The organism is Halobacterium wangiae (genome assembly GCF_021249345.1).
GTDB lineage: Archaea > Halobacteriota > Halobacteria > Halobacteriales > Halobacteriaceae > Halobacterium > Halobacterium wangiae.
Map to the genome: position 1 here is coordinate 246,033 of NZ_CP089588.1, position 24,709 is coordinate 270,741.

Genomic DNA, 24,709 nt, shown 5'->3' on the forward strand with positions numbered 1-24,709 from the left:
AATCCTCAGAGGAGGAGGTATCAGAACTGTTCCCTGTTGCCAAGGACGTAGCCGAGTAAGACGATCAGGAGCGTCCCAAAGAAGGTCTCGACCATCGTAAGAAGTTGGGTGAATGTCCCGGATGGAGGGCTAGTCGGAGGGGCCGCTGTAGTAAACGTCATTATGCTGTAGTAGACGCTGTTTGGAATTCCCGAGTACTCGTACCAGAGAGTACAGACTGAGAACAACAGAACCATGACGAGGCCAATCCTTTTCACGCGGACACCGTATCCCGTCAAGTATCGGGATAGAAGAGAGCCAAGGTAACTAACCGAGACCATCCCCTCGGCTGCTTTTGCTTCATTTTCCCTGGCCCGTCGTTCACGGACATGAAAGAGCCTCGCACGGTCGACAAGCCCGTTATTGCCAAATTCTGATTTGAGTTGGTGGTACACTCTAGCGATTGTATCCCAATCATGTGCGGACTCTGCCCTTGATTCTAAACCGGATTGTATTCCGCACTCTGTGGCCCTGTCAACCTGGATATCAGAGAGTTGGGTTGTATTGAAGGTCGTACTCTGGAGGTCCGTCCCGCGGAAATCAGTAGCGGACAGGTTTGTTTCTTGGAATAGCGTGCTCTCTAAGATTGCCCGTTGAAAGTCTGACTGGACAAATTCAGATCGTATTATCCGGCAGCCGTCAGCTACCGCATCATATAATCTTACGTCTTCTGCCCTAGAATCTGTAATAAAGGTGCCAAACATTGATGCGGAGTCAACTTCGGCCTCTGAGAGGTCACTGTACCTAATTTCAGCTTGATCTAGAATTACATCGCCCATTATCGCTTCCTTCAAATCACAGTTGTGCAGATTAGAATGGGATAAATCGGCATGGATGAAAGTCCCCTCACTGAGGTCGCAAAAGGCCAGATTGCAGCCGGAAAAGTCGGCAGCCCATGCGTTCGAAGTCGATAAATCAACACTAAGGAGGCGAGAGTTTTGGAACATCACATCCTCAAGCTCGCTTTTTACGAAATCCATATCCGAGATGGTGCTTTCCGAAAAATCAGCTCCATTGAGAACACATTCGCTGAAATCAAACTCCAAACCTAAGTCCAAATTCCTGAAGATTGCTCCATCAAATCTTATATCAGGAGGCCTAACGTGATTCGATATTTCACTGGGAGATTTCTCATCAGTGTTCGCATGAACAATACACTGGTCGAACCCCTTCCAAGTAGGCCTAAAACAAGTGAAATCCCCAAGAACAGAACTCCCCGTTCCATACTCTACAGAAAAACCGCATTTATCAGCAGGTGCACTATCTTCAAGATACGCTGCTTCCCATTTTGATGGTAGTGAGTCCGAATCAGGAGGCCAGACATTGTAAGAAACACTTTTCATAGATGTACACCACCGCCACTCAAAGAAAAAACCTGTTTACCCTTCATGTCTTTCTTTCCGCTATTTTCATGTTCCTATACATGCGTTGGAATCCTTCGGTTTTATAACCGGCTCCTGTCGGCTCGCGTGGAAGAACTCCCATGCGTAGCAAATCTACGACTGACAGCGACGAACTGACAGAATCAGCGATGCCCCGGCGCCAGTTTCTCGCGGGCGAACTCGACGCTGACGACCTCGAAGACTGACCAAGTCCTGTTATCCCGGAAGAATAAAACACCCCGAAATCAAGGCGTAGCTATGCAAAGGTGGCGCCGCATTCTCGGGGGTAACAACCCCGTCGACGAGCGGCTATTGCGGTTGGTGGGCATCGCTTTCGTGACGCTCGTTGCGACCGTCGCGTTGGCGGGCTGCATGGGGCTGGGCACGGGCGGCGGGGGACCGTCGCTCTCGGACGCACAAGTCGGTGTCGCGGAGAGTGGCGGGCCGGCAGTGGCGGTCAACTACTCGGTCGACGACTACGCGACCATCCTCTTGGAGGGGCCAGAAAACAACATCCTCAACGAGGTTGAGGTCTCGCCGGAGGGCAACCAGACGGCCATGTACATGGGAGACGTAGGTGCGGGCGAGTACGAGCTTGTACTCCGCCAGGGTGACGAGACAGTTGATTCACAGACAATGACCTTTGAGGGCGCCGAGCCACAGGTCGAGATTGTCTCACCAAATTGGTCCGGGAACACGATTGAGTCAGTCGACGTGACTATTACGAATACGGGCGACCTTCCAGTCTACGTGGATAATGTGGCGTACTCGGCCCGTGGGGACTCGGTAGAGAACAGTGTCTACAGCTGGATTGACGCCAACGACTCGCGGACGTTCAATGTGGCGGGGTCTTTTGGTTCGTCCGTGACCATTGAGGAGCGCGGTGACGTGATTGGGTCTGTCGAAGTGGCGACGGACGCTGGCGTTCTCACCGATTCGTTCCAGCGAACGTTCGACGGTCCGAATCTCACGGTCACGAATATTGATACGGAGTGGGAGAACAACGAGCTACACACTGCGGAGGTGACTGTCCGGAACGATGGCGATCTCCCGACGACCGGTAACGTGACGATTGTAAGTGGTGGCGAGTCTCTGGCGTCCTCGTACAGCAATGAGGTTGCAGTCGGTTCGACAACGACCTTCGAACTGGTCGGGTACTCGTACATCTATCGAGCAGAGTCCGGTGGGACGGCCAATCTGGACGTGATCGTCAATTCGCCGACCGGATATGTGACCGACCAGATTACGCGGGAAATTGCGGGTTCGAACGTCTCTATTGAATCGATGAATACAGAGTGGCAGAACGGGGAACTGGTATCTGTCACGTTTATAGCGGCGAACGATGGCGAAGTGGCGAGCGATGGGGCCGCTGAAGTCACAGTGAACGGTGAAGTCGTCTCGAAGGATTCAATCTCGATTGAACCATCCACGACGTCCGAGTTCACCGTATCGGATGGTGCGTATACTGTTGAACCGCTCTACACGGCAGACAGTGGGGGATCACAAGAAGTGACTCTCTCCATCAGTGGCGACGGCTGGTCTGACTCGGAGACGTCGACGACCTCACTTGGCGGCGTCGACGGAGAACTCTCGTCGATATCGACAATGTTCTTCGGGAACTACGACGAGGACACGTCAGACCTCAGTTCCGTGGACTTCAACGTCCGGAACACGGGAGACTTAACGATCAGCTACGACGCCGTGGAAGTCTCGATTGATGGAGTGAGCACCACGGATAATCTCTACTCGGCCACGGAGTTGACGCCAGGACAGTCGACGAGTGAGTACGTCTCGACGGACCTCACCGTGGACGATGGAAGTCACGAACTCACGATTCGGTTACTGGACGACGGCGAAGAGGTCCTTTCGGAGACAGTCACCGTCTCGACGAACGAGTGAGATAGAGCAAGAGCACTCTGCGGAATCCTTCGGTTTTATAGCCGGCTCCTGTCGGCTCGCGTGGGAGAACTCCCATGCGTAGCGAATCCAACTCTGGCGGCGACGAATTGACTGAAACCACTATGCCGCGGCGGCAGTTCCTGGCGGGCGCGGGCGCAGCTGGCGCGGCAATCGCGGTGGGCGCGGGCGGTGCGGCGGCTCATTCGGACGGGGAGTGGACCACCGGAAAGGACGGCCTCAACTTCGGCAGTGGGTACGTCCCGGGACCATACTTCAAGGAGGACCCGGTGACGAAGGCAAAGCACAAACTCGCGTGGGGGACGGACGACGCGGCGCTCGTCGCCTACGAGGACGACGCCGGGGAGAAAGCAATGCTCCCGGCCGTCGTCGACCGGGAGGACACGGACAACGTCGTGACGCTCCGCGCGGACAAACTCGAAGCGCCCGATCTCTACGAGTTCCCGCGCGGCGAGATGTACGACAAGAGCGGGGACGGCGACGCGGAGACGGCCATTTACGCGCTCGACCCGACGCACTGGACGACGACGGACGCAACGGACGGGAGTATTTCCGTCCAGGAGGGCGACGCGCCGGTAAGCCATTCGCTCCAGGTGACGGCGACCGGCGTCACCGCCGGGGAGACGGTGTCCGCGGAGTTCACGGACGTCTCCGTGACGTCGGACCCGGAGAAACGGTATCTCCAGGGCGTCGTCAACGTCGACAGTCTGACGGCAGGCGTCGTCGTCACGCTCGCGTTCGTCGACGAGGACGGCGACCGCAAGGAGCTGGTCCTGGACCCGTCCGGGGACGCGTCGACGGCCGGCGTCGTGGCGTCCTCAACGGGCCAGGGCATCGTGTTCCAACAGCGCGCGGGCGACCTGTCGACCGTAGCGAACGGCGACGGCTCCTGGAGCGGGACGGAGAAGGTCGTCGTCGAGGTGTCCGAGGCGGACGCGGACGTGACGTTTACCGCGCTCAACGCCGAGAAGATGGCGACGTGGGGCTTCGGGTCGTACCTGGCGAACGAGGACACGGACGACGAGGAGCGGACGGAGCGGACGCGGCCGTCCGGGGAGTTCACGGTAACGGGCCTGGACACACTGGGGACGGCGCTCACGCACGACGACGCGGTCCTCTACGACGTCGCGCTCCCGGTGAAGTACCCGCTCGCGGAGACGACCCAGGACGTCCGGTATCACTTCGAGGAAGCCACGGATCGGCCGGGCTACGACTACATTCTCCACGTCCAGGCGAAACAGGTCATTCCGAACGCCTACGACCTGACGCACAGCGGGCCCGTCTACGAGGAAGAGGCGACGATGCCGGCGGGTCGCTACGTCGACGTCAACACGGCGTCGGGCGTGGAGGGCGTGGACTTCGCAGACATCGGCGACGACTCCTGGACGTCGCACGCGTCGGCGTTCGACTCGGAGGGCGTGGTCGTTCAGTTCTCCGACGCCGTGGCGCCCGGCGAATACTGGGCGACCGAACACCGCGTCCTGTTGACGTCCTCGAACCGGGACGCGGCGACGTCCGACGGAGGCGGCGGGCCGGTGACGACGAACAGCGGCGGCGGTGGGAACGGCCTACTCGGGTGGTTCCTGGCCGCTATCGGCGGACTCGGGGCGTACCTGGGTATCAGTAAGTGGAGGTGAGACGGATGGCCGACTCAAAGGCGGAGACGGTCGAAATGGGCGCGCTCTTCCCCGTGGCGGTCGTGCTCGCGGCGACGTTGGCGACTCCGCTCCTGGGGTCGTCGGCCGTCGGCGGGGCGCTCGTCGGCCTCGTCGTCGTCGGCGGCGTGCTCACGGCGGACGCGTCCATCACGTGTGGTCGTCGGGTCGTCGACGCCGTCCGGGAGCGGCGCCGGATGGACAATCGGGCGACGCACAAAGCGAACTTGGCGGCGGGCGCGGGCGCTGTCACGGTGGCGACGGGCGCGGCGACAATCGTGGGGAATCACGGCCTCGTCTACCTCGTCAAAAACTTCGGGTTCGGCGGGGTCCTGGCCCAACTGTTCATTTCCATCATAGGGGCGATACAGGGCCTGGCGGACTCGTTCATGTCGCCAATTCAGGAATTCGTCGGGGGCCTGGCGCGGACAATCGCGGCGATGTTCCCGGCGCGCGTGATAAGCGGCGGCGCCGACAAGACGCTCCGGTCGCTCACGACGGGCGACTGGGCGTTTTTCGGGCCGGCGACGTTCCCCGTGTCGGTTATCGCCGTGCTCGCGGGCCTCTCAATCTTCCTGTGGTGGCTCCGTCGGGAGGACCTGTCCGCCGTGGAAATGCTGTTCACCAGGAGGTAGCCGAGAATGGCCAGGATCGGCGGCGTCAAAGTGTCCGATGGCGGGAAAATCTACTGGACGGCACTCATGTCCGTCCTCATAGGGGCGCCTGTGGGCGCGTGGTTTCTCGGATGGATTCGGGCCATTCGAGCGTATGCCAGCGGCCTGGGCGCGGCGCTGGGTGGCGTCCGGGAGACGGTCGTCGGCTTCATCGCGGCGCTGTTCGCGGGGCCGACGGGCGCGTTCAAGACGGCTCAGGACGCATTCCTGGCGAGTATCGGCGCGTTCTCGGAGACGACGGTAACGGTGCCGTCGGGCTACGTGCGCGCGGTGCCGGGCGTCGGCGCGTCGACGGTGCCGGACGTCGTCCAGGTGAATCTCGGCCCGTTCACGTTCCTGTTCGCGGCCGCAATCGGCGTCCTCTCCCTGTGGGCGTTCTTCGAGGGCGTCCAACGAGCGCGGGGTGCATTCTGAATGGGTGAATGGCTCCCGGACGGCCCCGTGATTCCGGAGGGGCCGGTCGTTGATGGCCCGGTCGTCGACGGCCCCGTCTACCGTGGCCCGGACTTTCGGGAGGCGGTCCTGGACGTCGTCGTGAATTGGCTCGTCGGCGGCCTGTGGGACGCGACACTCGCGGTCGTCGCGTGGATCCTCCAGCTGTTCGACGTCGCGCTAATCGACCCGGCACAGTCGGCCGGGCGCGGGATTATGGACGCGTTTGCGCCCGTCGGGGACGCGCTCATAGACCTGGCCTGGGCCGTATCCGACCCAATGCGGGAGGTGGCGGCGAGTAGTCCGTTCGGCCTCGTCGTGGTGTCGTTTCTGGCGGGCGTCGTGCTCGTCGGCGTAGCGTACCTGGCGCGCGGCGCGCTGCTCTCCCTGAAAACGGTGACGTGGAAATGAGCCGGGATATACTGGGCGCGGGCGGCGTCGCGGGGACGATCTTCGCGCTGTTCGAGTTCGGGTTTCTCCACGCCCCGGAGTTGCTGACGGTCGTCGGCCCGCTCGTCCGGCTCGCGGACGACGTCCCGTGGCTGCCGGCGGCGACGCTGGCGGACGTCCGCACGGCCATCCTCGTGCTCGTCGTCCTGTTCGGGCTGTATCGACTCGCAAATAGTGCGGCAGAGAGGTTCAAGACATGAAATTCGGTAAGTTAGCGGCCGTCGACGTGGCGGGCGTTCCCGTGTGGGTCCTCGTCGTGGGGATCCTGGCGGTGGCGCTCGTCGTGTGGTGGTATCAGGAACGGAGCGCGCGCGGCGTTCAGCGCCGCGCTGAACGCTCTGGGGAGAAAGCAGTGGCTGGCGTCTCCGTCGCGGTCGGGGGCGTCGTGTACACGTTCCTGGGCACCGCGCGCGGCGCCTCGGACCTGCTCTCGATGGGCGGGGATGTCCTCCTGGAGGTGATCGGGGGCGTCGCGTATCTCGCGACAACCGGCCTGGGCTACAAAATCATCGTCGGGGACGTGTCGCTAACAGCGACCCAGTTCCTGATTGCGGCGGCCGTCTTCGGCCTCCTGGGGGTGGCGCTCGATGATTAACGAGAGAGGACGCTGGGGCGTCCTCGTGGCGGCGTTCGTGGCCGTGTTCCTTATCGCTCCCGTGGTAGGGGGCGTGGCCGGCGCGACGTTCCAGGAGGACGGTGGCGACGGCAACGAGACGAACGCGTCGACGGATTACACTCTCGAGGAGCTGCGCCAGCTCGGGCCACACAAGCCGGGGACGCCCCCGTCGATGCGGCCGTCCGGGGAGGCGGGCGGCTACTGGGTGACACACGTCCCGACCGGCCTCATGGTGTCCGATACGGAGAGTAATCGGGTGTCGGCGGCGCCGGGCGAGACGACGATCCGGCGGGGGTATCTCTACCTCAATTCGTTCCAGGGGTGGGACGCGCCCCGCCAGGAGGTGACGGTCCATCTCGTCGCCTGGAAACCTGGCGAACGCGAGCGGTCGGGGCCGAACGGGACGTATACGGAGCGCGTCCCGGTCGACGTCGTTCACCAGACGGAGCGCGTGACGTTCCCGGCGGGGACTTATGGGGAGGCGAAGGTGCCGATTCCGGAGTCCTACGACGAGGCGAAGTATCTCACGATGTGGATTGAGGGCAAACGCTCGGAGACGCAATGGGTCTACACGGTCAAGACGTCGAAGGCGGCCCAGGAAATCCCGCTGTCGACGGCGGGCGGCCTCGTCGTGTGGGGCGGGTGGAACATCGGCGTGACGTTCCTCCTGACGGCGGCCCTGACTATCGTTGGGGACCGCTACCTCCTGGACAAGATCGGCCGTGGGCCAGGCGTCTCCGCCTTAGAGTGGGCGTTTTTCGGCCTCGTCGCTGTATTCCTCGGGGGATTCGTCTACTACGACGGCGTGATAGACACGCTCGTCTCTCGGCCGTACCTCCTGGGCGTGCTGGGCGGCCTGGCGGTGGGCCTCCTGGCAATCACGGTGTTTAGCGACGACGGAGAGGAAGCCCTATTCCTCCAGTTCCGGCCCCAGGACGCGCGGGCTGGGGCGGACGGCGCCGGCCGGCTCCGCGTGGCGAATCAAGTCCATACGGTCGTGGGGCGGGCGAAGGACGGCCGGAAGGCGGTCCCCCGGACGGGGTGGCTGCCGGCGCTCGCGCGGGCGTGGCCCTGGAGCGACGCGACACCGCTCCTGGAGTTCGACGTCCACAAACAGCGACGCATTGAATCCCCTACCCGGGACGTCGAGATGCCCGACGACGCGGGCATTTGGGAGCGGATTCGCACGCGGTTCGTGGGGTCCGCCAACGACGGTGACGAGTACGACGTCGTGTATATCGTCGACCCGCTCGCGGACGACGTCGTCCAGTACCAGGAGGAGACATTCGAGCTGTATTCGCCTGATCTCTTGGAGTGGCCTGACGAGGACGCGGAGCCGGAGCGATTCGTCCGGGGCGTCCCACTCCCACGCGTGGCGTGGGGGACGATAGGCGCTGGCCTGTTCGCGCTGGGCGTCGTCTACGCGGCGACGGCGGCGTTCGTCGGGTCGTCGACGTGGGCGACGCTCGCGGTGTGCGTGCTGGGGGTGGCGTTCTTCATCCGGCCGGTTGAAGGGTCGGCGGTCGTCGAGCTGGCGCCGGCCCAGTTCGACGTCGTGGTAAACTCGGCGATGAATCTCCTGGAGGGGTATTCGGAGCGCCAGGACGCCGAACACTTCCAGGAGAAGTGGCACCGGTCGGAGGCGAAGCGGCGCGCGAAGGCCCGGGCGGAGTCCGAACAGAAGGACGAGACGATATTCCGGGAGATCGCAGAGGAAATGGCGCCCGAACGCGCCGGAGACGACGTCGCGGAGGTGTCATCGGATGACTGACGACGGCGACGCGGGCCACGCGGCGGACGTCCTAGACGGCGCGGGCCTGGACGCCGTCGACGGTGACGTCCTGGACGCGCTCGTCGATGGCGACGCGGACGGCGACGGGAGTCCCTCGGCGGAGCCGTCGCTGTTCGACGGGCCGGCGGAGTTCGACGACGCGGGCGTCCAGGCGTTCCTCCGGAGCGCGCCCGATAGCGAGACGTTGCGGCCGGCGCTCCAGCGGCTCACGGCGGACCAGCGGGCGCTTATCGGGTCGTTCGTCGACGGGTTCAAGTCGCGGGCGGCGTTCCTCGAATGGTGTCAGGACGCGGCGATTAGGACGCTCGGGGAGTTAGACGGGGAGTGGTTCCGGGCGCGGGCGTTCACGCGCCTGGACCTGTCGGTCCTCGTCACGACGGACGCCCGCGAGCGGTACGCTCCGGAGTCCGGGGACGTTCTCTCGAGGCGCCAAGCGGCCGGCGTCCGCCGGGGCGTCGTGCTCGCGGACATTCTCCCGGCGTGTGCGTCGGCCTACCGGCGGCTCCGCTGGAGCGCCACGGAGTACGTGAACGACGCGGACGACTCGTTCGTCCCGGACCCGGACGTCCAAGAGCACACGGCGATGCGGCCGGCGCTGACGGAGCTGGACGAGCGCCAGGGCTGGGCGATCCGCCGGCTCCTGAACGGCCTCCCGTCGGAGGACGCGCTGTTTGCGTGGCTCCAGGCGGTCACAGAAGCCTCCTACGCGGAGGTGGACGGCGACCTGGGCCGGCGGTTGAATGGCGAGCGGCGGGCGCGGGCGTACCTCCTGGACGACATCGACGACGCGGAGCGTCACCTAGCGCGGTGGTTCCGGGAGTCGTTCGCGGCCCACTACGTCCTCCCGGGGTTCGCGGAAGCGGCGTCAGAGGTCGGCAAGCGCGCGGGTGAATTGGCAGAAAGAGACGCTGAGGACTTGAATTTCCCCAAGATGGGCTAATGACGGACAAAGAAACTACAGACGTTGGACCGTGGAATGGAGTCGAGACGCTAACCGACCTGGAGGCGCGGACGGAGACGGGGACGTACCTCGGGACGTCACGCCACACAGACGCCGACTCAATCCGGCGTCACTACGGGATTCGGCGGTTCGACGCAGGGGACTACGATTGGAAAAGCGTCGTCCCCGGGATGCTGATGCACGCGAAGGACAATTCGGCGTATTCGCCGGCCGGCGGGACGTCGTTCCTCTGCATCGGGAGTTACGGCGCCGGCAAGTCGACGATGGCCCACACGGTCGCGGTCCAGGTCCTCGACGTCAACAGCCACCTAAACGAGATGGGGGTGTGGCGGGCGTCAGAGTCGCGTTCGGAGTGGGTCCGGTTCGCGCCGTGGGCGCGGGTGTACGTCCCGCGTTCGTGTGAGGTAGAGGCGCGGATCGTCTCCACGGACGAGGCCAATCCCTACGAGCGGGAGGTGGACCTGGAGGACGTCGTCCGGGAGGTCGTCGCCTACGAGGACGTCCACGACTTGAATCAGAACGTCCTGGAGCCGGGAAAGTTCCATGTCGTCTACCCGGACCCGGACTTTCGGAAGTGCCAGGAGATCTATCGCCGCTCGTCGAAGGAGTACGACCTGACGTTTGAACCGGGCGACCCGGTCCAACAGTGGTGGGTGTCCTGGGTCCAGGACCGCGTGGAGAACGGGCCGTATACGTTCACGTCGGCGTTCCTGGACGAGATCCACGAGATAATCAGCCAGGAGGTGAGTAAGGACGCGTTCGACTCCTACCAGAAGGTCCAGCTCTACCGGGACTGCCACATCGACGCGCGGAAGTTCAACCTCTCGCTGTTCCAATGGGGCCAGGACGCGACGGACGTCCACGAAAAGCTCCGGCGCAAGGAGCGGTGGCGTATCACGATGAACGGGCGTGCGAACCCCACGCGCTCCTCTCAGGTCGTCGGGTGGGACAGTATCCCGATGAATACGGACCTGGCCTCCCGGATGAAGACGGGCCAGGCGCTCGCGTACACCCAAACGAATTTCGAGCCGTTCACCTGGCCGGACATCCCCAAGCCGACGGATGAGGAGCTGAAGGTTCGACTCCGGCCAAAACAGGAGAACGCCCGTGATTCGGTCGCGGCGGAGGGGGGTGGTGTCGCGTGACGTCGACCCGGTTCGGCGGATTGGTCGAGAAGTTGAAGCGATACGCGCCCGCGCGTGTCGACTCGGATGGGTGCAAACCCGGGGGGACGGGCGTCCGCGCGGTACTGCTCACGTGCGTGCTCGTCGGCGCGGTCGTCGCGGGCGGCGTTGGTGGCGCGCTCGCGTCCTCGTCAACGAGCGCGGCGCCCCCGAACCCGCCCAGTGGTATGGTGGGTGTCGGGGACGCGAACGTCCAGGACTTGCGGCCCGAAGGCGTCAACGCGGCGGTCCAGGCGGCGGACCTGGAGGGCGCGGTCTATACGTCCGCTCACGCGGAGACGACGCGCGTCTCACTCGTCACCCGTGGCCAGGCCCAGGAGGTGGGCGCGGGCGCGGACCCGGCGGCGGTCGCGGGTGAGGCGGTGTGTGGCTCCCCGGCGGCCGGGAAGAATCCCGCGTTTGAGTGCGGACAGTCGTTCGCGCTCGTCGTCCAGGACGACGTCCACGACGCGGGCCGGGAAGTGGCGATTCGCGCGGACGTCCTGAAAGCGGGCCTGGGCTACGTCCCGCAATCGCTGACGGTCCAGAATAATGAGACGGGCGAGACGTGGACGGGTCCGGCGACGCTCCAGGACGGCTATCTCGTCGCGGACTTTGAACACTTCTCCAGTAACAGCGTGACGTATTCGGGGACGGTGTCGCTGTCGGGCGACCCAGCCCAGGACGAGACGGCTTACTCCTACTACCTGGAGGACGTGGACGCTGTGGAGGACGGCCCGACACTCAATCTAACGGGTGTCGTGACGGAGGAATGGGATAATGAGACGATGGCGCTGGGGGACGGCGAGAATGCAGGCGTCGCGTTCGCGGGGACTGAATCCCTCGCGGGGCCGTCCACGAACGGCCTCCCGACGGCGACGCTCACGGCGCCCGCCGCACACAGTACCACGGATTCCACGACGAAAGGCGATATTGACAGTGGGTACACAACTGAAATCAATTACAGCGGAGACACGATTGAGCGGCTAACGGTCGACGTCGGAACGGTGGACGGTGGGGATGAACCGGACCATTACGACGTCTACCTGGAAGGCGAGTTGATAGACGACGACTGGGACGTCTATAACGAGAAGACCACGACGTGGGAGGGCCTGAACGTCTCAGTTGATGGGGATTCGGCGACGCTCCAATTCGACTCTGATAACCAGGGTGGCAGCTATTGGTACTGGGATTACGCGGGGAGCACAATCTCGAAGCCTGGGGGCGCGACGGCGGTCACGTTATCGGCCGACGACGGGACGAGCGTCGACGTCGGAGATATTGGGTCGGGCGGCTCTAAGACGGTGGAGTTCCCCGTCTCGCTTTCGGCCTCCCAGGTGTCGCTCTCACAGTCAAAGACGACGACGCTGGGCGTCAACGTCCACGCTAAGGAGCGCGTCGGGACGGGCGACGTCGGAATTGGGGTTAATACGGACTCCGGCGGTGGATGGGTGAATGTGACGTGGCCGATTGCGGACGGGGAGACGGTTTCCCGGGAGGTTAACGCGTCGTGGGTCCAGGACGGCGTAAATCAGCTGGACGTCCGCGTGGGGGACGGCTCCCTGTCGGCGGACGCCCCGACGCCGGGCGTCGGCCTGGACTACTCCCACGCGGCCGTAGACAACGTTAGCGTCTCCTATACGGCGGAGGCGTGGACGGAGCGATACAACATTACGCGCTCGTGGGGTGACGCGACGGATAACGCGACGCTCACGGTACCGTTCGCGTCGGACGTCGTCTTAGTGCGGAACCTGGAGACACGCGTCGACGGTGGGAGTTGGGAGGACGTCGCGGCGTCGGCGTATTCGTTCGACGGGACGGCGCTCACGGTCGACTTTGGCGATCTCCCGGGACGGGCGACGACGGACGTCCGTGTCGAAGGGGCGACGGTGAAGCCGGTAAACGGGTCCATCAACGTCCTGGAGCCGACGATGGCCGGAAATGGCCTGTCCACCCGGTTTGAAGTGGCGTCGACGTCGGGGGAGTTCGGCCTGGACGTCTCCGGGACGTCGTCGGCAGGGTGGCTTCACTACCTCGAAAACGAGACGTGGACGGATACCCAGGAGTACGCGCGCGTCGAATCGGACGCCCAAACGCTCGTTATGCCGAACGCGGGGGAGGGCGCGCGTTTGCGCGCCCGCATTTGGGACGCCCCCTTAGGGGCACTACCGTAGGGGGACCCGACAACCCCGGCGGACGGCCGAACGGCCGAGACGGGCGTTTAGCGGGCGCGTCCGGGCGCGTATCGGCCGGTTTCCTCCGGAGGAAACGCGCGAAAACTGGGGAAAACTGGCCCGGTTCGCTCCGTTTACACCCGGACGAAAGTGAAACGGCGCCGAAAACCGATCGGTTCGCGGAGACGCGGACGGCGCGCGACGTCGCGGACGGCGAAAAGAGGCGGCGAAACGCGGAGCAGTGGCTGTTCGGCGGGCGGACCCGGTCGGCGCGACGTCGCTACGTCGGCGGGTCGTCCTCGTCGTCCAGGAGGCGGACGCGGACGTCGCGCTCCGTCCGCTCGTCCTGGAGGAGTTCGTCAATCAGGAGCGACGGGGTGCCGTCCCATTCGTCCAGGTAGCGCCAGACGCTCCGCTCGCGGGCGCTGCCGGCGTCCTCGTCGGCGTCCGGGGTGGCGTCGGCGTCCCGCTCGCGTTCGCGGCGTTCGCGGCGCGCGTCGGCGCGCTCCTGGCGGTCCTCCGGGGAGTCGCCCGGGTTCACTTTCTCCAGGACGTTCCGCGCTTTGTCATACAGGGCTTCGGACGAGTAGACGACGAGGACGGGGTTCCCAAGTCGTTCGAGGACGCCCGCGTCGACGAGTCGGCGGACGTGATACCGGACGGTGGACCGCGCCAGGCCGGTCATGTCCTCCAGGTGGTCGTAGGTGGCGCCGTGCTCCTGGGCGACGACGTCCAGGAGGTCATAGACGGCCGTCGTGGACTCTTTCAGGGCCTCCCGATAGACGTCCGTCGCGCGGTCCTCGTATTCGCTCCGGAGCATTTCCCGGCGGCCTGTGGGTCGCTCGTAGTCGTAGGCGGGCGCGCCCGGTCCCTGGAAATAGTCGTCGGCGACGAGATCGGCGCGTTCGACGCCGGCCCAATGCGCGTGCGTGGCGACGACGGCCCGGAGGTGGTCCAGGACGTCGTCCCAGTCGTCGACGTGGGGGAGCGCGCCGTCGTTCGTCCCACTAAAGGAGGCTTCGAGTTTCGGGTGGGCGAAGTGGTCCGACAGCGGGCGTTTATGCCAGTCCTGGGCCTGATAGACTTTCAGTTCGGTACTGTATCGCTGGGCGTCGAACCCCAGGAGGCTCCAGCGGTCGAACTCCACGCGGGCCTCCTGCCACCCGGCCTGGGCGCGCTGTTGATACGCGTCGATCTCGGAGGCGCCGCCGTAGTCTATGAGGCGCTGGGATTGCTCTATCGTCTCCACGACGGCGTTTTTCTTCTCCTGGGCAAACCGAACATGAGCCTCCGCTTTCTGAATGCGACGGGCGGCCGGGTTGCGGTCGCGCTCGACGTCGACGGCGTCGTCTCCATAGACAGCGCGAATGGCGTCGTACATTCGCGTTTCGACGGCGCTCCCGGATTCGGCCCAGGTCGTCCAGGCGACGACGCGCGTCCCTTCGCCGTATTCGTCGGGGAAATGCAGGGGATCGCCCGACGAATACACTAAGTCCTCATACTGGGGCATGATTTCGACGTGGAGGGCCAGCGGCCCTTTCTCCAGCTGGGCCTCGTCCTCGTCGTCGTCCCGGGTCCAGCGCCGCAACATGAGGTGTTGCTGGAAGTACGGCGTATAGTCGTCTCCGTGGCCGGTGCCGGCTTTCCACCGGCTGGACTTGGTGACGAGGGCGTAGTCGTGGCCGTCGTCGGGGAGCCACGACGCCGCGAAGTCCTCAACAGCCACGTAAGGCTCCTGGGCGGCGTCCTGGACGTGCTGCATCCAGTAGTCGACGGCGGTTTGATACAGCGTATTCCGGTCCTGGGGGGCGTGCTCGCGTTCGCTGGGCGCCAGGTCGTTGAGGACGTTAGCGACGGCGGCGCCGTGCGCCCGGGGACGCGGGAAGGTTTCGGTTGTCGTGCCGGTAACGGCGTCGGCGTCCACGTCCTGGACGTCCTCGTCGTCCAGGTGGCGCGGGGCGTCGTCGGCGCTCATTCGTTACCACCGTCGGGGGAGCGCGCAAACTCGGAGAGTTGGGGGCGCTGTTCGTCGACGACGCCCACAAACACTTTCCGGCGGCCGAATGGGGCGAATACGGCGACGGCGTCGCGGCGATACCCCAGGTCGGAGGGCATACACGACGCGGAATACCCCAGCTGGATAACGCGGCCGCGCGGTCGGAGCATTCGGTCGAATCCCTCTTTCTGTTCGCGCGTCCAGTTCACGTCGCCACCCTGGTACTTATCGCCGGCCTGGAACCCGCTCCAGGGCGGGTCAAAGACGATTGTGTCGAACGAATCAGGGCCGTATACGTCGGGGAGGTCGTGGACGTCCAGGTGGGTGTCCGCCGGGTGGTCCTCGTCCAGATCGTTGCGGCGGACGTCTCCGTCGTAGTGAAGGAGCGTCGGCCCCGCACAGGCGTTCAAGACCTGGCCTTTACAGTGGTTCCGGGTCCAGCGGGCGACTTTCTCGTCCTCGAAGGTCCATTTTGACCCTCGGACGTCGTGATACGTCATTTCGGGGTCCTGGAGCGTGCGGAGGCGGGCGCTGGCCTGACTGTCGCTCATTCGGGAATCACCCGGTTGGGGACGGCAACGTGACGGACGCGCTCGTCGGCAAACTGGACACGGACGGTCGTCCATTCGTCTCCGTAGCCTGGTGCGCCCTTCCCGACGCGCTGTGGGAGGACGACGTCGTAGGCGTGGCTTCGGCAGCGATACGCGCGCGTTATGAGGGCGTCAATCTGGACGTCGTCGACGACGACGGGACCAGAGATTTTGAGGGTCGTCGGCTCTCCGACGGGCTGGCCACACTCAGGACAGGCTTTGAGGTCCTTGTCGTGGCGGTCCTGGACCGGCGCACGGACGACGTCGGGAGATTCGACACCGAAACGGTCCAGGCTCACGGCCGGACACCTCCAAACAGCGGGCCGTCTCGTTGGTCGGGAATCTCCCCCAGTGGGGAAAGGCCGAAATCCTCCGGGTTGTGGTCCTCTAAGAAGTGTTTCCAGCGGTTTTCGTGACTGTCGAAAACGTACCCACAGGGGCACGCGGTGAGGGTGTGAACCCGACGGCCGCGAGCGTAGGTGTCGGTGGTCAGGCTCACGCCAACCACCCCGTAGAAACGGGTCGCTGAGCGGGTTTACGTGAGGTAAGCGGAAAGCGGCAAGGCTCTCCGATGTTGTTAAGGGTAGTATGGGGCCGGAGGGATTTGAACCCCCGATCGACTGATATCTCCGGTGCGCCTCGGAACTCCAGAGGGTCGTCGTCGCGAACCGATGATCAGTCGGCCGCTCGGTATACCAGTCTGGAATCTCGTCCCGGGCGCGTGACCTCTGGAGTCAGTCGCCATTCCTGGCTTGGCCACAGCCCCGCGCGTTCGCTCGTACGCCGATTTTCCCTAAGTGCGTTTCGATTCCGTGCTTCGAGGCCGCCGCGAAACAGATTCTTGTCGGGCGCTCGCGTAGCCCCACCTATGCGCGAGTACCCGATCGTCGTGCGGGAGATCGGTGGGAAGCACCGACTGGGCGTGGAGGAGGCAGCGGAGTTCGACGCGGACCTCCGGGAGGTGGTAGCGGAGGGGTACAGTCGCATCGACGTCGAGGACTGCGAGGACGGCGAGCAGGTCGGCACCGTCGTCGCGAGCGAGACGGCGCCCGAGGTCGAGACGGTCCGCTGGCGGGACTAGCTCTCGCGTTCGCTCCAGTCGCAGTCCTGGCACTTGTAGCCGGTGACGAACTCGGTCACGGAGGGCATGTAGCCCACCGAGAGCACGTCGCCACCGCACTCGGGGCACTGGCGGTCGGCCTCCTCGATGGGTTCGGCGTCCATGACGGACTCCCCCTCGACGAGTTCCGCGAGCTTCTTCGGCGTGACCATGCGGCCCTGCACGACCCGGTTGTCGGCCATACTACAGCGTGGAGAGCGCTACGGTAAAGGCTTCTGTCGGGCGGTCACCGACTCACAGCCACGGTGCGCGTTCCTCGGCGCCGTTCTCGCCGGGGTAGCCGTACGCCGGTTCGTCGTCGTCGGATTCGCTGGCGTCGTTGCCGCCGTCCGGGGTCGCTGCGGGGTTCGAGGGGGTGGGACGGTCGGGGCCGTCGTCGGCGCCCGGGACGGTCTGCGGGCTGGTGTCGTCCGCGGAGTCGTCGGGGGCGTCGCCCGGCGCGGCCTCCGGGTTGAACGCGAGGAGGCCGGCGACGCCGAAGACGACCAGCGGCGCCTGCGAGGGGACGAGCTGGAAGATCGAGAGCGCGAGCGTCCCGAGCGCGACCGCACTCCCGAACCGGAAGCGGTCGATGTCGACGACGCGCCGGAGGTACGGCCGGAGCGCGACGACGGCGAGCGCGAACGCGACGGCGACGCCGCCGGCCGCGGCCGCGCTGAACAGGAGCGCGGGTTCGTAGTCGGCGACGAACCGGAACGAGCCGGGCTGGAAGCTCGCGACGAAGCCGAGCCCGATGATGATGCCGGGCGACGGGAGGTAGTCCCCGATGGTGGAACTGGCCGTCTTCGCGGCGATGGCGAGGATGACGAGCGCGGCGAAGCGCTCGAAGGTCGGGACGTCGACGAGCGTCGCGATGGTCGGCGCGAGCGCCGCCTCGACGGCCGCGATGAGTATCAACGGGACGCCGACGACGAGGACGCTGGTCGCCTGCTCCCAGGGGTCGTCGTCCATCTCCGCGAGGATGACCGCGAGCGTGGCGCTGCCACCGAAGACGAGCAGGCCGATCTGCGTGACGCCGGCCCACGTTTCGAGCTCACCAGCGAGCACGAGCGCGGCGAAGATGCCGTCCGCCAGCGGGAGCAACATCACGGTGGCGAGCAGGCGCGTCGCGCCGCCCACCCGTTGCTCGAGGCGAAGGGCGATGGGGTGACGTGAGCTACTCATGGGCTACGGAGTCAACTCGGGTCTGGGCGAGGTGTGGCCGGAGCGGCGGTGCGCGGGTGCGAGCGCCGAGCGTCCGAGCCCGAACGTGTCCACCAGTTTCCCGGTAAATGTGCGTCCGCCGGAGACGTCGCTGTTGGGACCGGCGATGCGAATCACATCGGGACTGGTGGAGTCCATACACCACAACACTGGAGTTAGTAGCATAAAGATTGCGTGACACGCGACCACAAATGGTGTGGGTACGAAACCACCATTCAAGTACCCTCCTACAGAGTGACGGCGAACTGCCCAGATGGGCAGAAATGCTGGAATGACGGGCGTTGAATCTTCACGTTCGTTCCCTGACGACCGCTGACGTGGACAGTTGTCGAGTGAGACCCGAGCCAATACACGTCTGTGCCCGAAACGGTTCGTTCGGGTGTGCAGTATTCGCACGTTCGACCAATCTCGCAACGCTTTTGGCGTGGGCGCCGCGACGGTTTACATGGCGAACGACTCCTCGAACGACGGCCGATTCTCCGAGAAACTTCGCGTACCAGAGGCACTCACCTTCGACGACGTGCTCCTCCGCCCCAGCGAGAGCCGCGTCGAACCCGACGACGCCGACGTCTCCACGCGCGTCTCGACGAACGTCTCGCTGAACGTCCCCGTGCTCTCCGCCGCGATGGACACCGTCACAGAGTCCGACCTCGCGATCGCGATGGCCCGCGAGGGCGGTCTCGGCGTCCTCCACCGAAACATGGACGTCGCGGCCACCGCCGCGGAGGTCGAGCGCGTCAAGCGCGCCGACGAACTCGTCATCCAGCGCGAGAACGTCGTCACCGCCGGTCCCGAACAGACCGTCAGCGACGTCGACACGATGATGAACCGGGAGGGCGTCTCCGGCGCACCCGTCGTCGACGACGACGACACCGTCCTCGGCATCATCTCCGGCACCGACATCCGCCCGTACCTCGAGGTCGGGGAGTCGGACTCCGTCCGCGAGGCGATGACCGACGAGGTCATCACCGCCCCCGAGGACGTCACAGCGCGGGACGCCCTCGAACTCATGTACGAGCACAAGATCGAGCGCGTCCCGCTCGTGGACGACGCCGACCACCTCGTCGGCCTCGTCACGATGCAGGGTATCCTCAACCGCCGCGAGCACGAGGACGCCGCCCGGGACGACGACGGCCGCCTCCGCGTCGGCGTCGCAGTCGGCCCCTTCGAGACCGACCGCGCGACCGCCGCCGACGAGGCCGACGCCGACGTGCTGTTCATCGACTGCGCGCACGCGCACAACGAGAACGTCATCGACTCCGCTCGCGAGATCGCCGAGACGGTCGAGGCCGACGTCGTCGTCGGCAACATCGGCACCCGCGAGGCCGCCGCGGCCGTCGTCGACTTCGCCGACGGCGTGAAGGTCGGCATCGGCCCCGGCTCCATCTGCACCACACGAGTCGTCACGGGTGCCGGCATGCCCCAGATCACGGCCGTCTCCCAGGTCGCAGACGTCGCGAGCGAGCACGACGTCCCCGTCATCGCGGACGGCGGCATCCGGTACTCCGGCGACGCCGCGAAGGCCATCGCCGCGGGCGCCGACGCCGTGATGCTCGGCTCCTACTTCGCCGGCACGGACGAGGCCCCGGGGCGGGTCATCACGATGAACGGCAAGAAGTACAAGCAGTACCGCGGGATGGGGTCCGTCGGCGCGATGCAGTCCGGCGGCGGCGACCGCTACCTGAAGGACGACGACGAGGACGAGGAGTTCGTCCCCGAGGGCGTCGAGGCGGCGACGCCGTACAAGGGCCCGCTCTCCCAGGAACTCCACCAGCTCGTCGGCGGCATCCAGTCCGGGATGGGCTACGTCGGCGCGGGGACGGTCCCCGCGTTCAAGGAGGAGGCGCGCTTCGTGCGCGTGTCCTCTGCGGGACAGACCGAGGGCCACCCCCACGACGTGATGATCACGGACGAGGCACCGAACTACAGCCCGCACGAGAGCTAAGGCAGGCTACAGCGGCGTCCGTCACACCCGTTCTCGGAGTCGGCACCCGGCCACAGTTCTTCGACACCGTCGGGCCGTCGAACCCACAGTATACAACAGCGCCACCCATGGGTGGAACCATGACGAAGACGGTCGACGACCTCAGGAACGAGATTCGGGCAGCGGTGGGGCGCTACGAGCGCGTCGAGTCGACGGCGTTCACCAAGGAAGCGCTCGCGGCAGTGTGTGACGCCGTGGGCGCCGACGTGGACACCAGCGGGCGCCCGTCGAAGCCCGAGATGCGGACGGGCATCCGCGAGCAGGTCGACGGCCTCGCGGCCCCCGACGCGGACAACACGACTCGCGCCTTCCGGAAGGCGGAACTCGAAGCGATCGCGGCGGCGCTCCGCGACGAGTAGCTTCAGATCTGGACGGCCCCGATGACGAACGCGACCAGCGGCACCGCGACCAGCAGGTGGTAGAGGACGAGGATACCCTGTCCCACGGGGGTGACACCCATCTCGGGGGTCGCGAAGAGCACGGGGACGAGCATGAGGACGAAGACGGCTACCGAGAGCAGGACGAAGATCCCGACCGGCCGGCTCGTGAACCTGACCAGGACCGCGTACACGACGGCAGCGCCGATGCCGGCGACGACGGTCGTCGTGACGAGGGGGACTGCCGAGAACGGACTCGTGGGTCCTGTAGCACCGACGTCGACACCGACTGCGTCGACGAGCGCCTGGACGACGAGGAGCGCCACGACGGCGACGGAGACGCCGGCGGTCGTGCGGCGCACGAGAGCGCCGGCAGTTCTCGGAACGGGGTACTTGGAGTGAGCGCGCTCCATACGCTCCCTTCGTCGTCTACCCACAAAGGAAGCGGTGCCGAGTTGCTACCCGGATGCCGCACTGGTACTCGGAGGGACAACTAGCTCGTGGCCTCTTCCCGGAGTAATCGGAAGGCGATGTCCCGGCCGTGGTCCTGCGTGAGGTCGATCCAGAACCGGGCGAGGTGTTCGAGGTGGGTCGCCGCCGAGAGGTCGCCGGCGACCACCGGTTCGAACCCCAGGTCGCTCGCGAGCGATTCGGCTACCCCCACGGCGTCTCCGTCGTCTCCCGCCAGGAACATTGAGGCGGGGTCGCCGTCGACGACCGGGTCTGCCATGAGGTTCGCGCCGATGGTGTTGAACGCCTTCACGACGTGAGCGTCCGGCACGGCCGCCGCGACGCGCTCAGCGACCGACCCGTCGCCACTGGCGGTCGGGTACTCGTTGGTCGGGTCGAGCACCGGTTTGCCGGCGAGCGCGTCCCCGAGGTCGGCTGCGACGTCCGACACGACGTCCGCAGGCAGCGCGAGCACGACGACTTCGCCCCGTTCGGCGGCCGCCTGCTGTGCCACCACCTCGGTGTCCTCGATGTGGTGTGAGTCCGGGTCCCGCGACCCGACGACTACGTCGTGGCCGGCTGCCGCCAGTCCGTTCGCGAGTGCACCGCCGACGTTGCCCGTTCCGATGATGCCGACGTCCATGTGTCAGTTGTACTCGGAGAACCCGGAAAACGCTACCCAGAGAGTGGTTCCCAGGTGGTGACGGGATACCGTTCGGAGGTGGCGAGCTACCCGTCCGCGAGCGACTCGACCGCCTCCGCGGCGCTCGTGTCGTCGGCCAACCACTCGTCGGCCCACGACTCGATGGCGTCGAAGACGGGGAACAGCGACTCGCCCTTCGGGGTCAGCGAGTAGTACGTCGCGACGGGCGACTCCTCCTCGAGACGTCGGTCGACGAACCCCATCTCCTGAAGGTCGTCGAGCACGCGGGACAGTGTGCGGGAACTGGCGTCGGTCGAGCGCTTCAGTTCGTTGAACCGCTTCTCGCCGTCCTGGAGGTCGTGGAGCACGATGAGCCGCCACTGAGAACCGATCTGCTCCAGGGAGTCGATGACGTGGCACGCCTCCTCGCTGTACCGACCGTCCTTGGTCATGGCGGACCGTACGCTCGCCGCCCGCATAGTGGTTCCGGAACGCATCAGGTATCACAGCGACACCACGGGTGACGTGCGTGTCACCGGGTGGCCGGGAGGTTAGCTGAGACGTTTACGTCCGGGTCGTCTACCCCGTACCACGATGACACCAGCCGACACACCAGAGACGGCGGGGCTCCACCACGTCACCGCGGTGGCCGGCGACCCACGGGAGAACGCCCGGTTCTACCGGGAGGAACTCGGCCTCCGCCTCGTCAAGCGCACCGTGAACTTCGACGACCCGACGACCTACCACCTCTACTACGGCGACGAGGTCGGGACGCCGGGGACCATTATGACGTTCTTCCCGTTCGAGAACGGCCGCTCCGGGACGCCCGGCCGCGGACAGACCACCGCGACGTCGTTCGTCGTCCCCGAGGGGAGCCTCGAGTTCTGGACCGAGCGCTTCGCTGACCGCGGCGTCGAACACGGCGACCTCCAGGAGCGCTTCGGGACCCGCGTGCTGCCGTTCGAGGACGGCGACGGACAGCCTCTGGAACTGATAGCGGACGACAGCGACGTCGAACCGTGGAGCGACGGACCAGTCCCCGAGGAACACGCCATCCGCGGTTTCCACGGCGTCACGCTCCACCCGACAGAGCCGGAGTCAACGGGGACGGTGCTCGAGACGCTCGGCTACGAGCGCACGGACGAGGAGGGGGACCGCGTGCGCTACGTCGCCGGCGAGCGCGCGAGCGTCGTGGACGTGCTGACGAGTGGCGGTTCGCGGGGGCAGCCCGGCGTCGGGACTGTCCACCACATCGCCTTCCGCGCGGCCGACGACGACGCGCAGGCCGCGCTGGGCGACGCTGTTTCCGACGTCGGGATGGCGACCACGCCCCAGAAGGACCGCCAGTACTTCCGGTCGATCTACTTCCGGGAGCCGGGCGGCGTGCTGTTCGAGGTGGCGACCGACGACCCCGGCTTCGCCGTCGACGAGGACGTCGCCGACCTCGGCTCCGCGCTCAAGCTGCCGCCGTGGCTGGAGGACGACCGCGAGACGCTCGCATCCCGGCTCCCGCCGCTCGAACTGGAGGGGTCGGCGTGAGCGAAGCTGACCCCCACGACGGCCAGCCGGTCGAACACCGCGGCACGCCACTGGAGGACGCCGAGCGGGCCGTCGTCCTGCTCCACGGCCGGGGTGCGCGAGCGACTGGGATGCTCCAGTTCGCCGACGACCTGCCCAGCGAGGCCACCGCGTTCGTCGCGCCGCAGGCCGCCCGCGCTACCTGGTACCCGAAGAGCTTCCTCGAACCCACCAGGGAGAACGAGCCGTGGTTCTCCTCAGCGCTCTCGCTCGTCGGCGACGTCTTCCGCGACGTCACCGAGCACGTGCCCGCCGACCGCGTCCTCCTCCTGGGGTTCTCCCAGGGCGCCTGTCTCGGCAGCGAGTTCGTCGCGCGCAACCCCCGGCGCTTCGGCGGCTTCGTCGCGTTCTCCGGCGGCCTCCACGGCCCCGAGGGCACCACCTACGACTACGCCGGCAGCCTCGACGGCACGCCCGTCTTCCTCGGCTGCAGCGACCGCGACCCCCACATCCCGGAGTCGCGCGTCCACGAGACGAAGGCCGTTTTCGAGTCGGTGGACGCCGACGTCACCGAACGCATCTACGAGGGCATGGGCCACGGCGTCAACGAGGACGAACTGAAGTTCGCGGCTAGTATGGTCGACAGTCTGTAGGTCAGCATCAGTCGTCTGTCGGCAAGCAGCGTCTGTAGACTCCGAAAGTTCCTTCTCGAAAGCCCCGGACGGCTACGGGAAGCACTGCAACGACCGAACGTAGTGAGGGAGTGAAGTGCGCAGCGAGCCCATCAAGTCCACAGCCTCGGGGCTTTCGAGACGGAGTCCACGAGACAGGTCGCTCTCGAACCCCAAGTTGGCCAACCTGTACGCTTACCTGCGGTCGGCACCAAACGTGAGTATGTCGAACACACCCGAAACCGACGTCGACTGGCGCGAGAAACTCTCCGAGGAGGAGTACCGCGTGCTGCGCGAGCAGGGGACCGAGCGCCCGTACTCCGGCGAGCACGTCGACCGCGACGAGGACGGCACGTACACCTGTGCGGGTTGCGGCGCCGTGCTCTTCGACGCGGAGACGAAGTTCGACGCGCACTGCGGCTGGCCGAGTTTCTGGGACGCCATCGACGGCGACGCCGTCGAGCGCCGCCCCGACGACAGCCACGGGATGGAACGCACGGAGGTCGTCTGCGCGAACTGCGGCGGCCACCTCGGCCACGTCTTCGCGGACGGGCCGGAGCCGACGGGCGAGCGGTTCTGCATCAACTCCGTCGCGCTCGACTTCGAACCCGAGGCGTAGCTACCAGTCGATCATCCGGGTGGCGAACCAGTAGAGGCCGTAGAGGCAGGCGGCGAGGACCACGACGACGGTGGCGATGCCGGCCGTCTGCCGCGAGAAGCCGAGCGCCATCAGTCCGTCTGACCCGTACGCGAGACTGTACCCCACGACCATAATCAACCCGAATGCGCCGACGCCGAGCGCCGCCTGTCCGAGGAGCGCGTTCGGGACGAGGTCGACTACTTTTCGAAACACGACCCCCGCTGGCCACCGTTCGACAATAAATCCCGGCGGTACGTGGTCC

General features: G+C 65.6%; 28 protein-coding genes and 1 tRNA gene. 17 read left to right on the forward strand and 12 right to left on the reverse strand.

Annotated elements, in window-relative coordinates; all coding sequences use genetic code 11:
- Window positions 1-20 precede the first annotated feature (20 nt).
- Window positions 21-1,382 carry a pentapeptide repeat-containing protein gene (locus tag LT965_RS01260; RefSeq protein WP_232702203.1) on the reverse strand — a complete coding sequence of 454 codons (1,362 nt, stop codon included), beginning with the start codon at window positions 1,380-1,382 and terminating at the stop codon, window positions 21-23.
- 297 nt (window positions 1,383-1,679) lie between these two features.
- On the opposite strand from LT965_RS01260, the gene LT965_RS01265 reads away from it, so the two are divergent.
- The 11 genes from LT965_RS01265 (at window position 1,680) to LT965_RS01315 (ending at window position 13,255) form a co-directional block, all read left to right on the forward strand.
- Complete coding sequence (locus LT965_RS01265; protein WP_232702204.1) at window positions 1,680-3,320, forward strand: autotransporter outer membrane beta-barrel domain-containing protein; 1,641 nt, start codon at window positions 1,680-1,682, stop codon at window positions 3,318-3,320.
- A gap of 74 nt (window positions 3,321-3,394) precedes the next feature.
- Complete coding sequence (locus LT965_RS01270) at window positions 3,395-4,975, forward strand: hypothetical protein (protein WP_232702205.1); 1,581 nt, start codon at window positions 3,395-3,397, stop codon at window positions 4,973-4,975.
- A gap of 5 nt (window positions 4,976-4,980) precedes the next feature.
- Window positions 4,981-5,628 carry a hypothetical protein gene (locus tag LT965_RS01275; protein ID WP_232702206.1) on the forward strand — a complete coding sequence of 216 codons (648 nt, stop codon included), beginning with the start codon at window positions 4,981-4,983 and terminating at the stop codon, window positions 5,626-5,628.
- Window positions 5,629-5,634: 6 nt separating this feature from the next.
- A complete protein-coding gene (locus LT965_RS01280; RefSeq protein WP_232702207.1) occupies window positions 5,635-6,081 on the forward strand; it encodes a hypothetical protein in 447 nt (148 codons plus the stop codon).
- Complete coding sequence (locus LT965_RS01285) at window positions 6,082-6,510, forward strand: hypothetical protein (RefSeq protein WP_232702208.1); 429 nt, start codon at window positions 6,082-6,084, stop codon at window positions 6,508-6,510.
- Entirely contained in the window at window positions 6,507-6,749 is a 243-nt protein-coding gene (locus LT965_RS01290) for a hypothetical protein (protein WP_232702209.1), read from the forward strand. The genes LT965_RS01285 and LT965_RS01290 overlap by 4 nt, the downstream gene beginning before the upstream one ends.
- Window positions 6,746-7,144 carry a hypothetical protein gene (locus tag LT965_RS01295; protein WP_232702210.1) on the forward strand — a complete coding sequence of 133 codons (399 nt, stop codon included), beginning with the start codon at window positions 6,746-6,748 and terminating at the stop codon, window positions 7,142-7,144. The genes LT965_RS01290 and LT965_RS01295 overlap by 4 nt, the downstream gene beginning before the upstream one ends.
- Entirely contained in the window at window positions 7,137-8,936 is a 1,800-nt protein-coding gene (locus LT965_RS01300) for a hypothetical protein (protein WP_232702211.1), read from the forward strand. Before LT965_RS01295 ends, LT965_RS01300 begins: the two co-directional genes overlap by 8 nt.
- The gene (locus LT965_RS01305; protein WP_232702212.1) at window positions 8,929-9,897 is read left to right on the forward strand and encodes a hypothetical protein; all 969 of its coding nucleotides are present in this window, start codon (window positions 8,929-8,931) and stop codon (window positions 9,895-9,897) included. Before LT965_RS01300 ends, LT965_RS01305 begins: the two co-directional genes overlap by 8 nt.
- Window positions 9,897-11,063 carry an ATP-binding protein gene (locus tag LT965_RS01310; protein WP_232702213.1) on the forward strand — a complete coding sequence of 389 codons (1,167 nt, stop codon included), beginning with the start codon at window positions 9,897-9,899 and terminating at the stop codon, window positions 11,061-11,063. The genes LT965_RS01305 and LT965_RS01310 overlap by 1 nt, the downstream gene beginning before the upstream one ends.
- Window positions 11,060-13,255 carry a hypothetical protein gene (locus tag LT965_RS01315; protein ID WP_232702214.1) on the forward strand — a complete coding sequence of 732 codons (2,196 nt, stop codon included), beginning with the start codon at window positions 11,060-11,062 and terminating at the stop codon, window positions 13,253-13,255. The genes LT965_RS01310 and LT965_RS01315 overlap by 4 nt, the downstream gene beginning before the upstream one ends.
- Window positions 13,256-13,535: 280 nt before the next feature.
- Here LT965_RS01315 and LT965_RS01320 read toward each other — a convergent pair whose 3' ends face one another.
- The 4 genes from LT965_RS01320 to LT965_RS01335 form a co-directional block, all read right to left on the reverse strand.
- Entirely contained in the window at window positions 13,536-15,230 is a 1,695-nt protein-coding gene (locus LT965_RS01320; RefSeq protein ID WP_232702215.1) for a winged helix-turn-helix domain-containing protein, read from the reverse strand.
- Window positions 15,227-15,802, reverse strand: coding sequence for a hypothetical protein (locus LT965_RS01325; RefSeq protein WP_232702216.1), 576 nt, complete (start codon window positions 15,800-15,802; stop codon window positions 15,227-15,229). Before LT965_RS01325 ends, LT965_RS01320 begins: the two co-directional genes overlap by 4 nt.
- The gene (locus tag LT965_RS01330; protein ID WP_232702217.1) at window positions 15,799-16,140 is read right to left on the reverse strand and encodes a hypothetical protein; all 342 of its coding nucleotides are present in this window, start codon (window positions 16,138-16,140) and stop codon (window positions 15,799-15,801) included. Before LT965_RS01330 ends, LT965_RS01325 begins: the two co-directional genes overlap by 4 nt.
- Window positions 16,141-16,430: 290 nt before the next feature.
- Window positions 16,431-16,607, reverse strand: a tRNA-Trp gene (locus LT965_RS01335).
- A 102-nt stretch (window positions 16,608-16,709) separates the two neighbouring features.
- On the opposite strand from LT965_RS01335, the gene LT965_RS01340 reads away from it, so the two are divergent.
- Window positions 16,710-16,922, forward strand: a complete 213-nt coding sequence (locus LT965_RS01340) for a hypothetical protein (protein ID WP_232702218.1) — start codon at window positions 16,710-16,712, stop codon at window positions 16,920-16,922.
- Here the strand turns inward: LT965_RS01340 and LT965_RS01345 are convergent.
- From LT965_RS01345 to LT965_RS01355, 3 genes are read right to left on the reverse strand one after another with little or no spacing between them, the layout of a single operon-like run.
- The gene (locus LT965_RS01345; protein ID WP_232702219.1) at window positions 16,919-17,143 is read right to left on the reverse strand and encodes a DUF5795 family protein; all 225 of its coding nucleotides are present in this window, start codon (window positions 17,141-17,143) and stop codon (window positions 16,919-16,921) included. The two genes, LT965_RS01340 and LT965_RS01345, sit on opposite strands and share 4 nt — an antisense overlap.
- A gap of 52 nt (window positions 17,144-17,195) precedes the next feature.
- Window positions 17,196-18,125, reverse strand: coding sequence for a DUF5794 domain-containing protein (locus LT965_RS01350; protein ID WP_232702220.1), 930 nt, complete (start codon window positions 18,123-18,125; stop codon window positions 17,196-17,198).
- A gap of 3 nt (window positions 18,126-18,128) precedes the next feature.
- The gene (locus LT965_RS01355; RefSeq protein WP_232702221.1) at window positions 18,129-18,302 is read right to left on the reverse strand and encodes a hypothetical protein; all 174 of its coding nucleotides are present in this window, start codon (window positions 18,300-18,302) and stop codon (window positions 18,129-18,131) included.
- Window positions 18,303-18,609: 307 nt separating this feature from the next.
- On the opposite strand from LT965_RS01355, the gene guaB reads away from it, so the two are divergent.
- Window positions 18,610-20,109 carry an IMP dehydrogenase gene (gene guaB / locus LT965_RS01360; protein ID WP_232702222.1) on the forward strand — a complete coding sequence of 500 codons (1,500 nt, stop codon included), beginning with the start codon at window positions 18,610-18,612 and terminating at the stop codon, window positions 20,107-20,109.
- A gap of 119 nt (window positions 20,110-20,228) precedes the next feature.
- Window positions 20,229-20,507 (forward strand): hypothetical protein, encoded by a 279-nt coding sequence (locus LT965_RS01365; protein ID WP_232702223.1) that lies wholly within the window; start codon window positions 20,229-20,231, stop codon window positions 20,505-20,507.
- A 2-nt stretch (window positions 20,508-20,509) separates the two neighbouring features.
- On the opposite strand, the gene LT965_RS01370 is transcribed toward LT965_RS01365, so the two are convergent.
- From LT965_RS01370 to LT965_RS01380, 3 genes are all read right to left on the reverse strand, one after another.
- On the reverse strand, window positions 20,510-20,938 hold the full coding sequence (locus LT965_RS01370) for a DUF6069 family protein (protein ID WP_232702224.1): 429 nt from the start codon (window positions 20,936-20,938) through the stop codon (window positions 20,510-20,512).
- 80 nt (window positions 20,939-21,018) lie between these two features.
- Window positions 21,019-21,618, reverse strand: a complete 600-nt coding sequence (locus tag LT965_RS01375) for an NADPH-dependent F420 reductase (RefSeq protein ID WP_232702225.1) — start codon at window positions 21,616-21,618, stop codon at window positions 21,019-21,021.
- 86 nt (window positions 21,619-21,704) lie between these two features.
- Window positions 21,705-22,070, reverse strand: a complete 366-nt coding sequence (locus LT965_RS01380) for a winged helix-turn-helix transcriptional regulator (protein ID WP_232702226.1) — start codon at window positions 22,068-22,070, stop codon at window positions 21,705-21,707.
- A 142-nt stretch (window positions 22,071-22,212) separates the two neighbouring features.
- Between LT965_RS01380 and LT965_RS01385 the strand changes: the two genes are divergently transcribed.
- The 3 genes from LT965_RS01385 to msrB all read left to right on the forward strand — a co-directional run bounded on the left by LT965_RS01385 (window position 22,213) and on the right by msrB (window position 24,426).
- Window positions 22,213-23,157, forward strand: coding sequence for a VOC family protein (locus LT965_RS01385; RefSeq protein WP_232702227.1), 945 nt, complete (start codon window positions 22,213-22,215; stop codon window positions 23,155-23,157).
- A complete protein-coding gene (locus tag LT965_RS01390) occupies window positions 23,154-23,789 on the forward strand; it encodes an alpha/beta hydrolase (RefSeq protein ID WP_232702228.1) in 636 nt (211 codons plus the stop codon). The genes LT965_RS01385 and LT965_RS01390 overlap by 4 nt, the downstream gene beginning before the upstream one ends.
- 241 nt (window positions 23,790-24,030) lie before the next feature.
- Window positions 24,031-24,426, forward strand: coding sequence for a peptide-methionine (R)-S-oxide reductase MsrB (gene msrB, locus LT965_RS01395; RefSeq protein ID WP_232702229.1), 396 nt, complete (start codon window positions 24,031-24,033; stop codon window positions 24,424-24,426).
- On the opposite strand, the gene LT965_RS01400 is transcribed toward msrB, so the two are convergent.
- Window positions 24,427-24,660, reverse strand: coding sequence for a hypothetical protein (locus tag LT965_RS01400; protein WP_232702230.1), 234 nt, complete (start codon window positions 24,658-24,660; stop codon window positions 24,427-24,429).
- Window positions 24,661-24,709: the final 49 nt, after the last annotated feature.

What these genes read in the sequence shown, in the direction of transcription:
- LT965_RS01295 (WP_232702210.1), top strand. Translation starts at nt 6,746, where the DNA reads ATGAAATTCGGTAAGTTAGCGGCCGTCGACGTGGCGGGCGTTCCCGTG.
- LT965_RS01355 (WP_232702221.1), bottom strand. Translation starts at nt 18,302, where the DNA reads ATGGACTCCACCAGTCCCGATGTGATTCGCATCGCCGGTCCCAACAGC.
- LT965_RS01370 (WP_232702224.1), bottom strand. Translation starts at nt 20,938, where the DNA reads ATGGAGCGCGCTCACTCCAAGTACCCCGTTCCGAGAACTGCCGGCGCT.
- LT965_RS01365 (WP_232702223.1), top strand. Translation starts at nt 20,229, where the DNA reads ATGACGAAGACGGTCGACGACCTCAGGAACGAGATTCGGGCAGCGGTG.
- LT965_RS01380 (WP_232702226.1), bottom strand. Translation starts at nt 22,070, where the DNA reads ATGACCAAGGACGGTCGGTACAGCGAGGAGGCGTGCCACGTCATCGAC.
- LT965_RS01375 (WP_232702225.1), bottom strand. Translation starts at nt 21,618, where the DNA reads ATGGACGTCGGCATCATCGGAACGGGCAACGTCGGCGGTGCACTCGCG.
- LT965_RS01300 (WP_232702211.1), top strand. Translation starts at nt 7,137, where the DNA reads ATGATTAACGAGAGAGGACGCTGGGGCGTCCTCGTGGCGGCGTTCGTG.
- LT965_RS01290 (WP_232702209.1), top strand. Translation starts at nt 6,507, where the DNA reads ATGAGCCGGGATATACTGGGCGCGGGCGGCGTCGCGGGGACGATCTTC.
- LT965_RS01265 (WP_232702204.1), top strand. Translation starts at nt 1,680, where the DNA reads ATGCAAAGGTGGCGCCGCATTCTCGGGGGTAACAACCCCGTCGACGAG.
- LT965_RS01385 (WP_232702227.1), top strand. Translation starts at nt 22,213, where the DNA reads ATGACACCAGCCGACACACCAGAGACGGCGGGGCTCCACCACGTCACC.
- LT965_RS01260 (WP_232702203.1), bottom strand. Translation starts at nt 1,382, where the DNA reads ATGAAAAGTGTTTCTTACAATGTCTGGCCTCCTGATTCGGACTCACTA.
- LT965_RS01285 (WP_232702208.1), top strand. Translation starts at nt 6,082, where the DNA reads ATGGGTGAATGGCTCCCGGACGGCCCCGTGATTCCGGAGGGGCCGGTC.
- LT965_RS01350 (WP_232702220.1), bottom strand. Translation starts at nt 18,125, where the DNA reads ATGAGTAGCTCACGTCACCCCATCGCCCTTCGCCTCGAGCAACGGGTG.
- LT965_RS01275 (WP_232702206.1), top strand. Translation starts at nt 4,981, where the DNA reads ATGGCCGACTCAAAGGCGGAGACGGTCGAAATGGGCGCGCTCTTCCCC.
- LT965_RS01320 (WP_232702215.1), bottom strand. Translation starts at nt 15,230, where the DNA reads ATGAGCGCCGACGACGCCCCGCGCCACCTGGACGACGAGGACGTCCAG.
- LT965_RS01280 (WP_232702207.1), top strand. Translation starts at nt 5,635, where the DNA reads ATGGCCAGGATCGGCGGCGTCAAAGTGTCCGATGGCGGGAAAATCTAC.
- msrB (WP_232702229.1), top strand. Translation starts at nt 24,031, where the DNA reads ATGTCGAACACACCCGAAACCGACGTCGACTGGCGCGAGAAACTCTCC.
- LT965_RS01305 (WP_232702212.1), top strand. Translation starts at nt 8,929, where the DNA reads ATGACTGACGACGGCGACGCGGGCCACGCGGCGGACGTCCTAGACGGC.
- LT965_RS01325 (WP_232702216.1), bottom strand. Translation starts at nt 15,802, where the DNA reads ATGAGCGACAGTCAGGCCAGCGCCCGCCTCCGCACGCTCCAGGACCCC.
- LT965_RS01310 (WP_232702213.1), top strand. Translation starts at nt 9,897, where the DNA reads ATGACGGACAAAGAAACTACAGACGTTGGACCGTGGAATGGAGTCGAG.
- LT965_RS01340 (WP_232702218.1), top strand. Translation starts at nt 16,710, where the DNA reads ATGCGCGAGTACCCGATCGTCGTGCGGGAGATCGGTGGGAAGCACCGA.
- guaB (WP_232702222.1), top strand. Translation starts at nt 18,610, where the DNA reads ATGGCGAACGACTCCTCGAACGACGGCCGATTCTCCGAGAAACTTCGC.
- LT965_RS01270 (WP_232702205.1), top strand. Translation starts at nt 3,395, where the DNA reads ATGCGTAGCGAATCCAACTCTGGCGGCGACGAATTGACTGAAACCACT.
- LT965_RS01345 (WP_232702219.1), bottom strand. Translation starts at nt 17,143, where the DNA reads ATGGCCGACAACCGGGTCGTGCAGGGCCGCATGGTCACGCCGAAGAAG.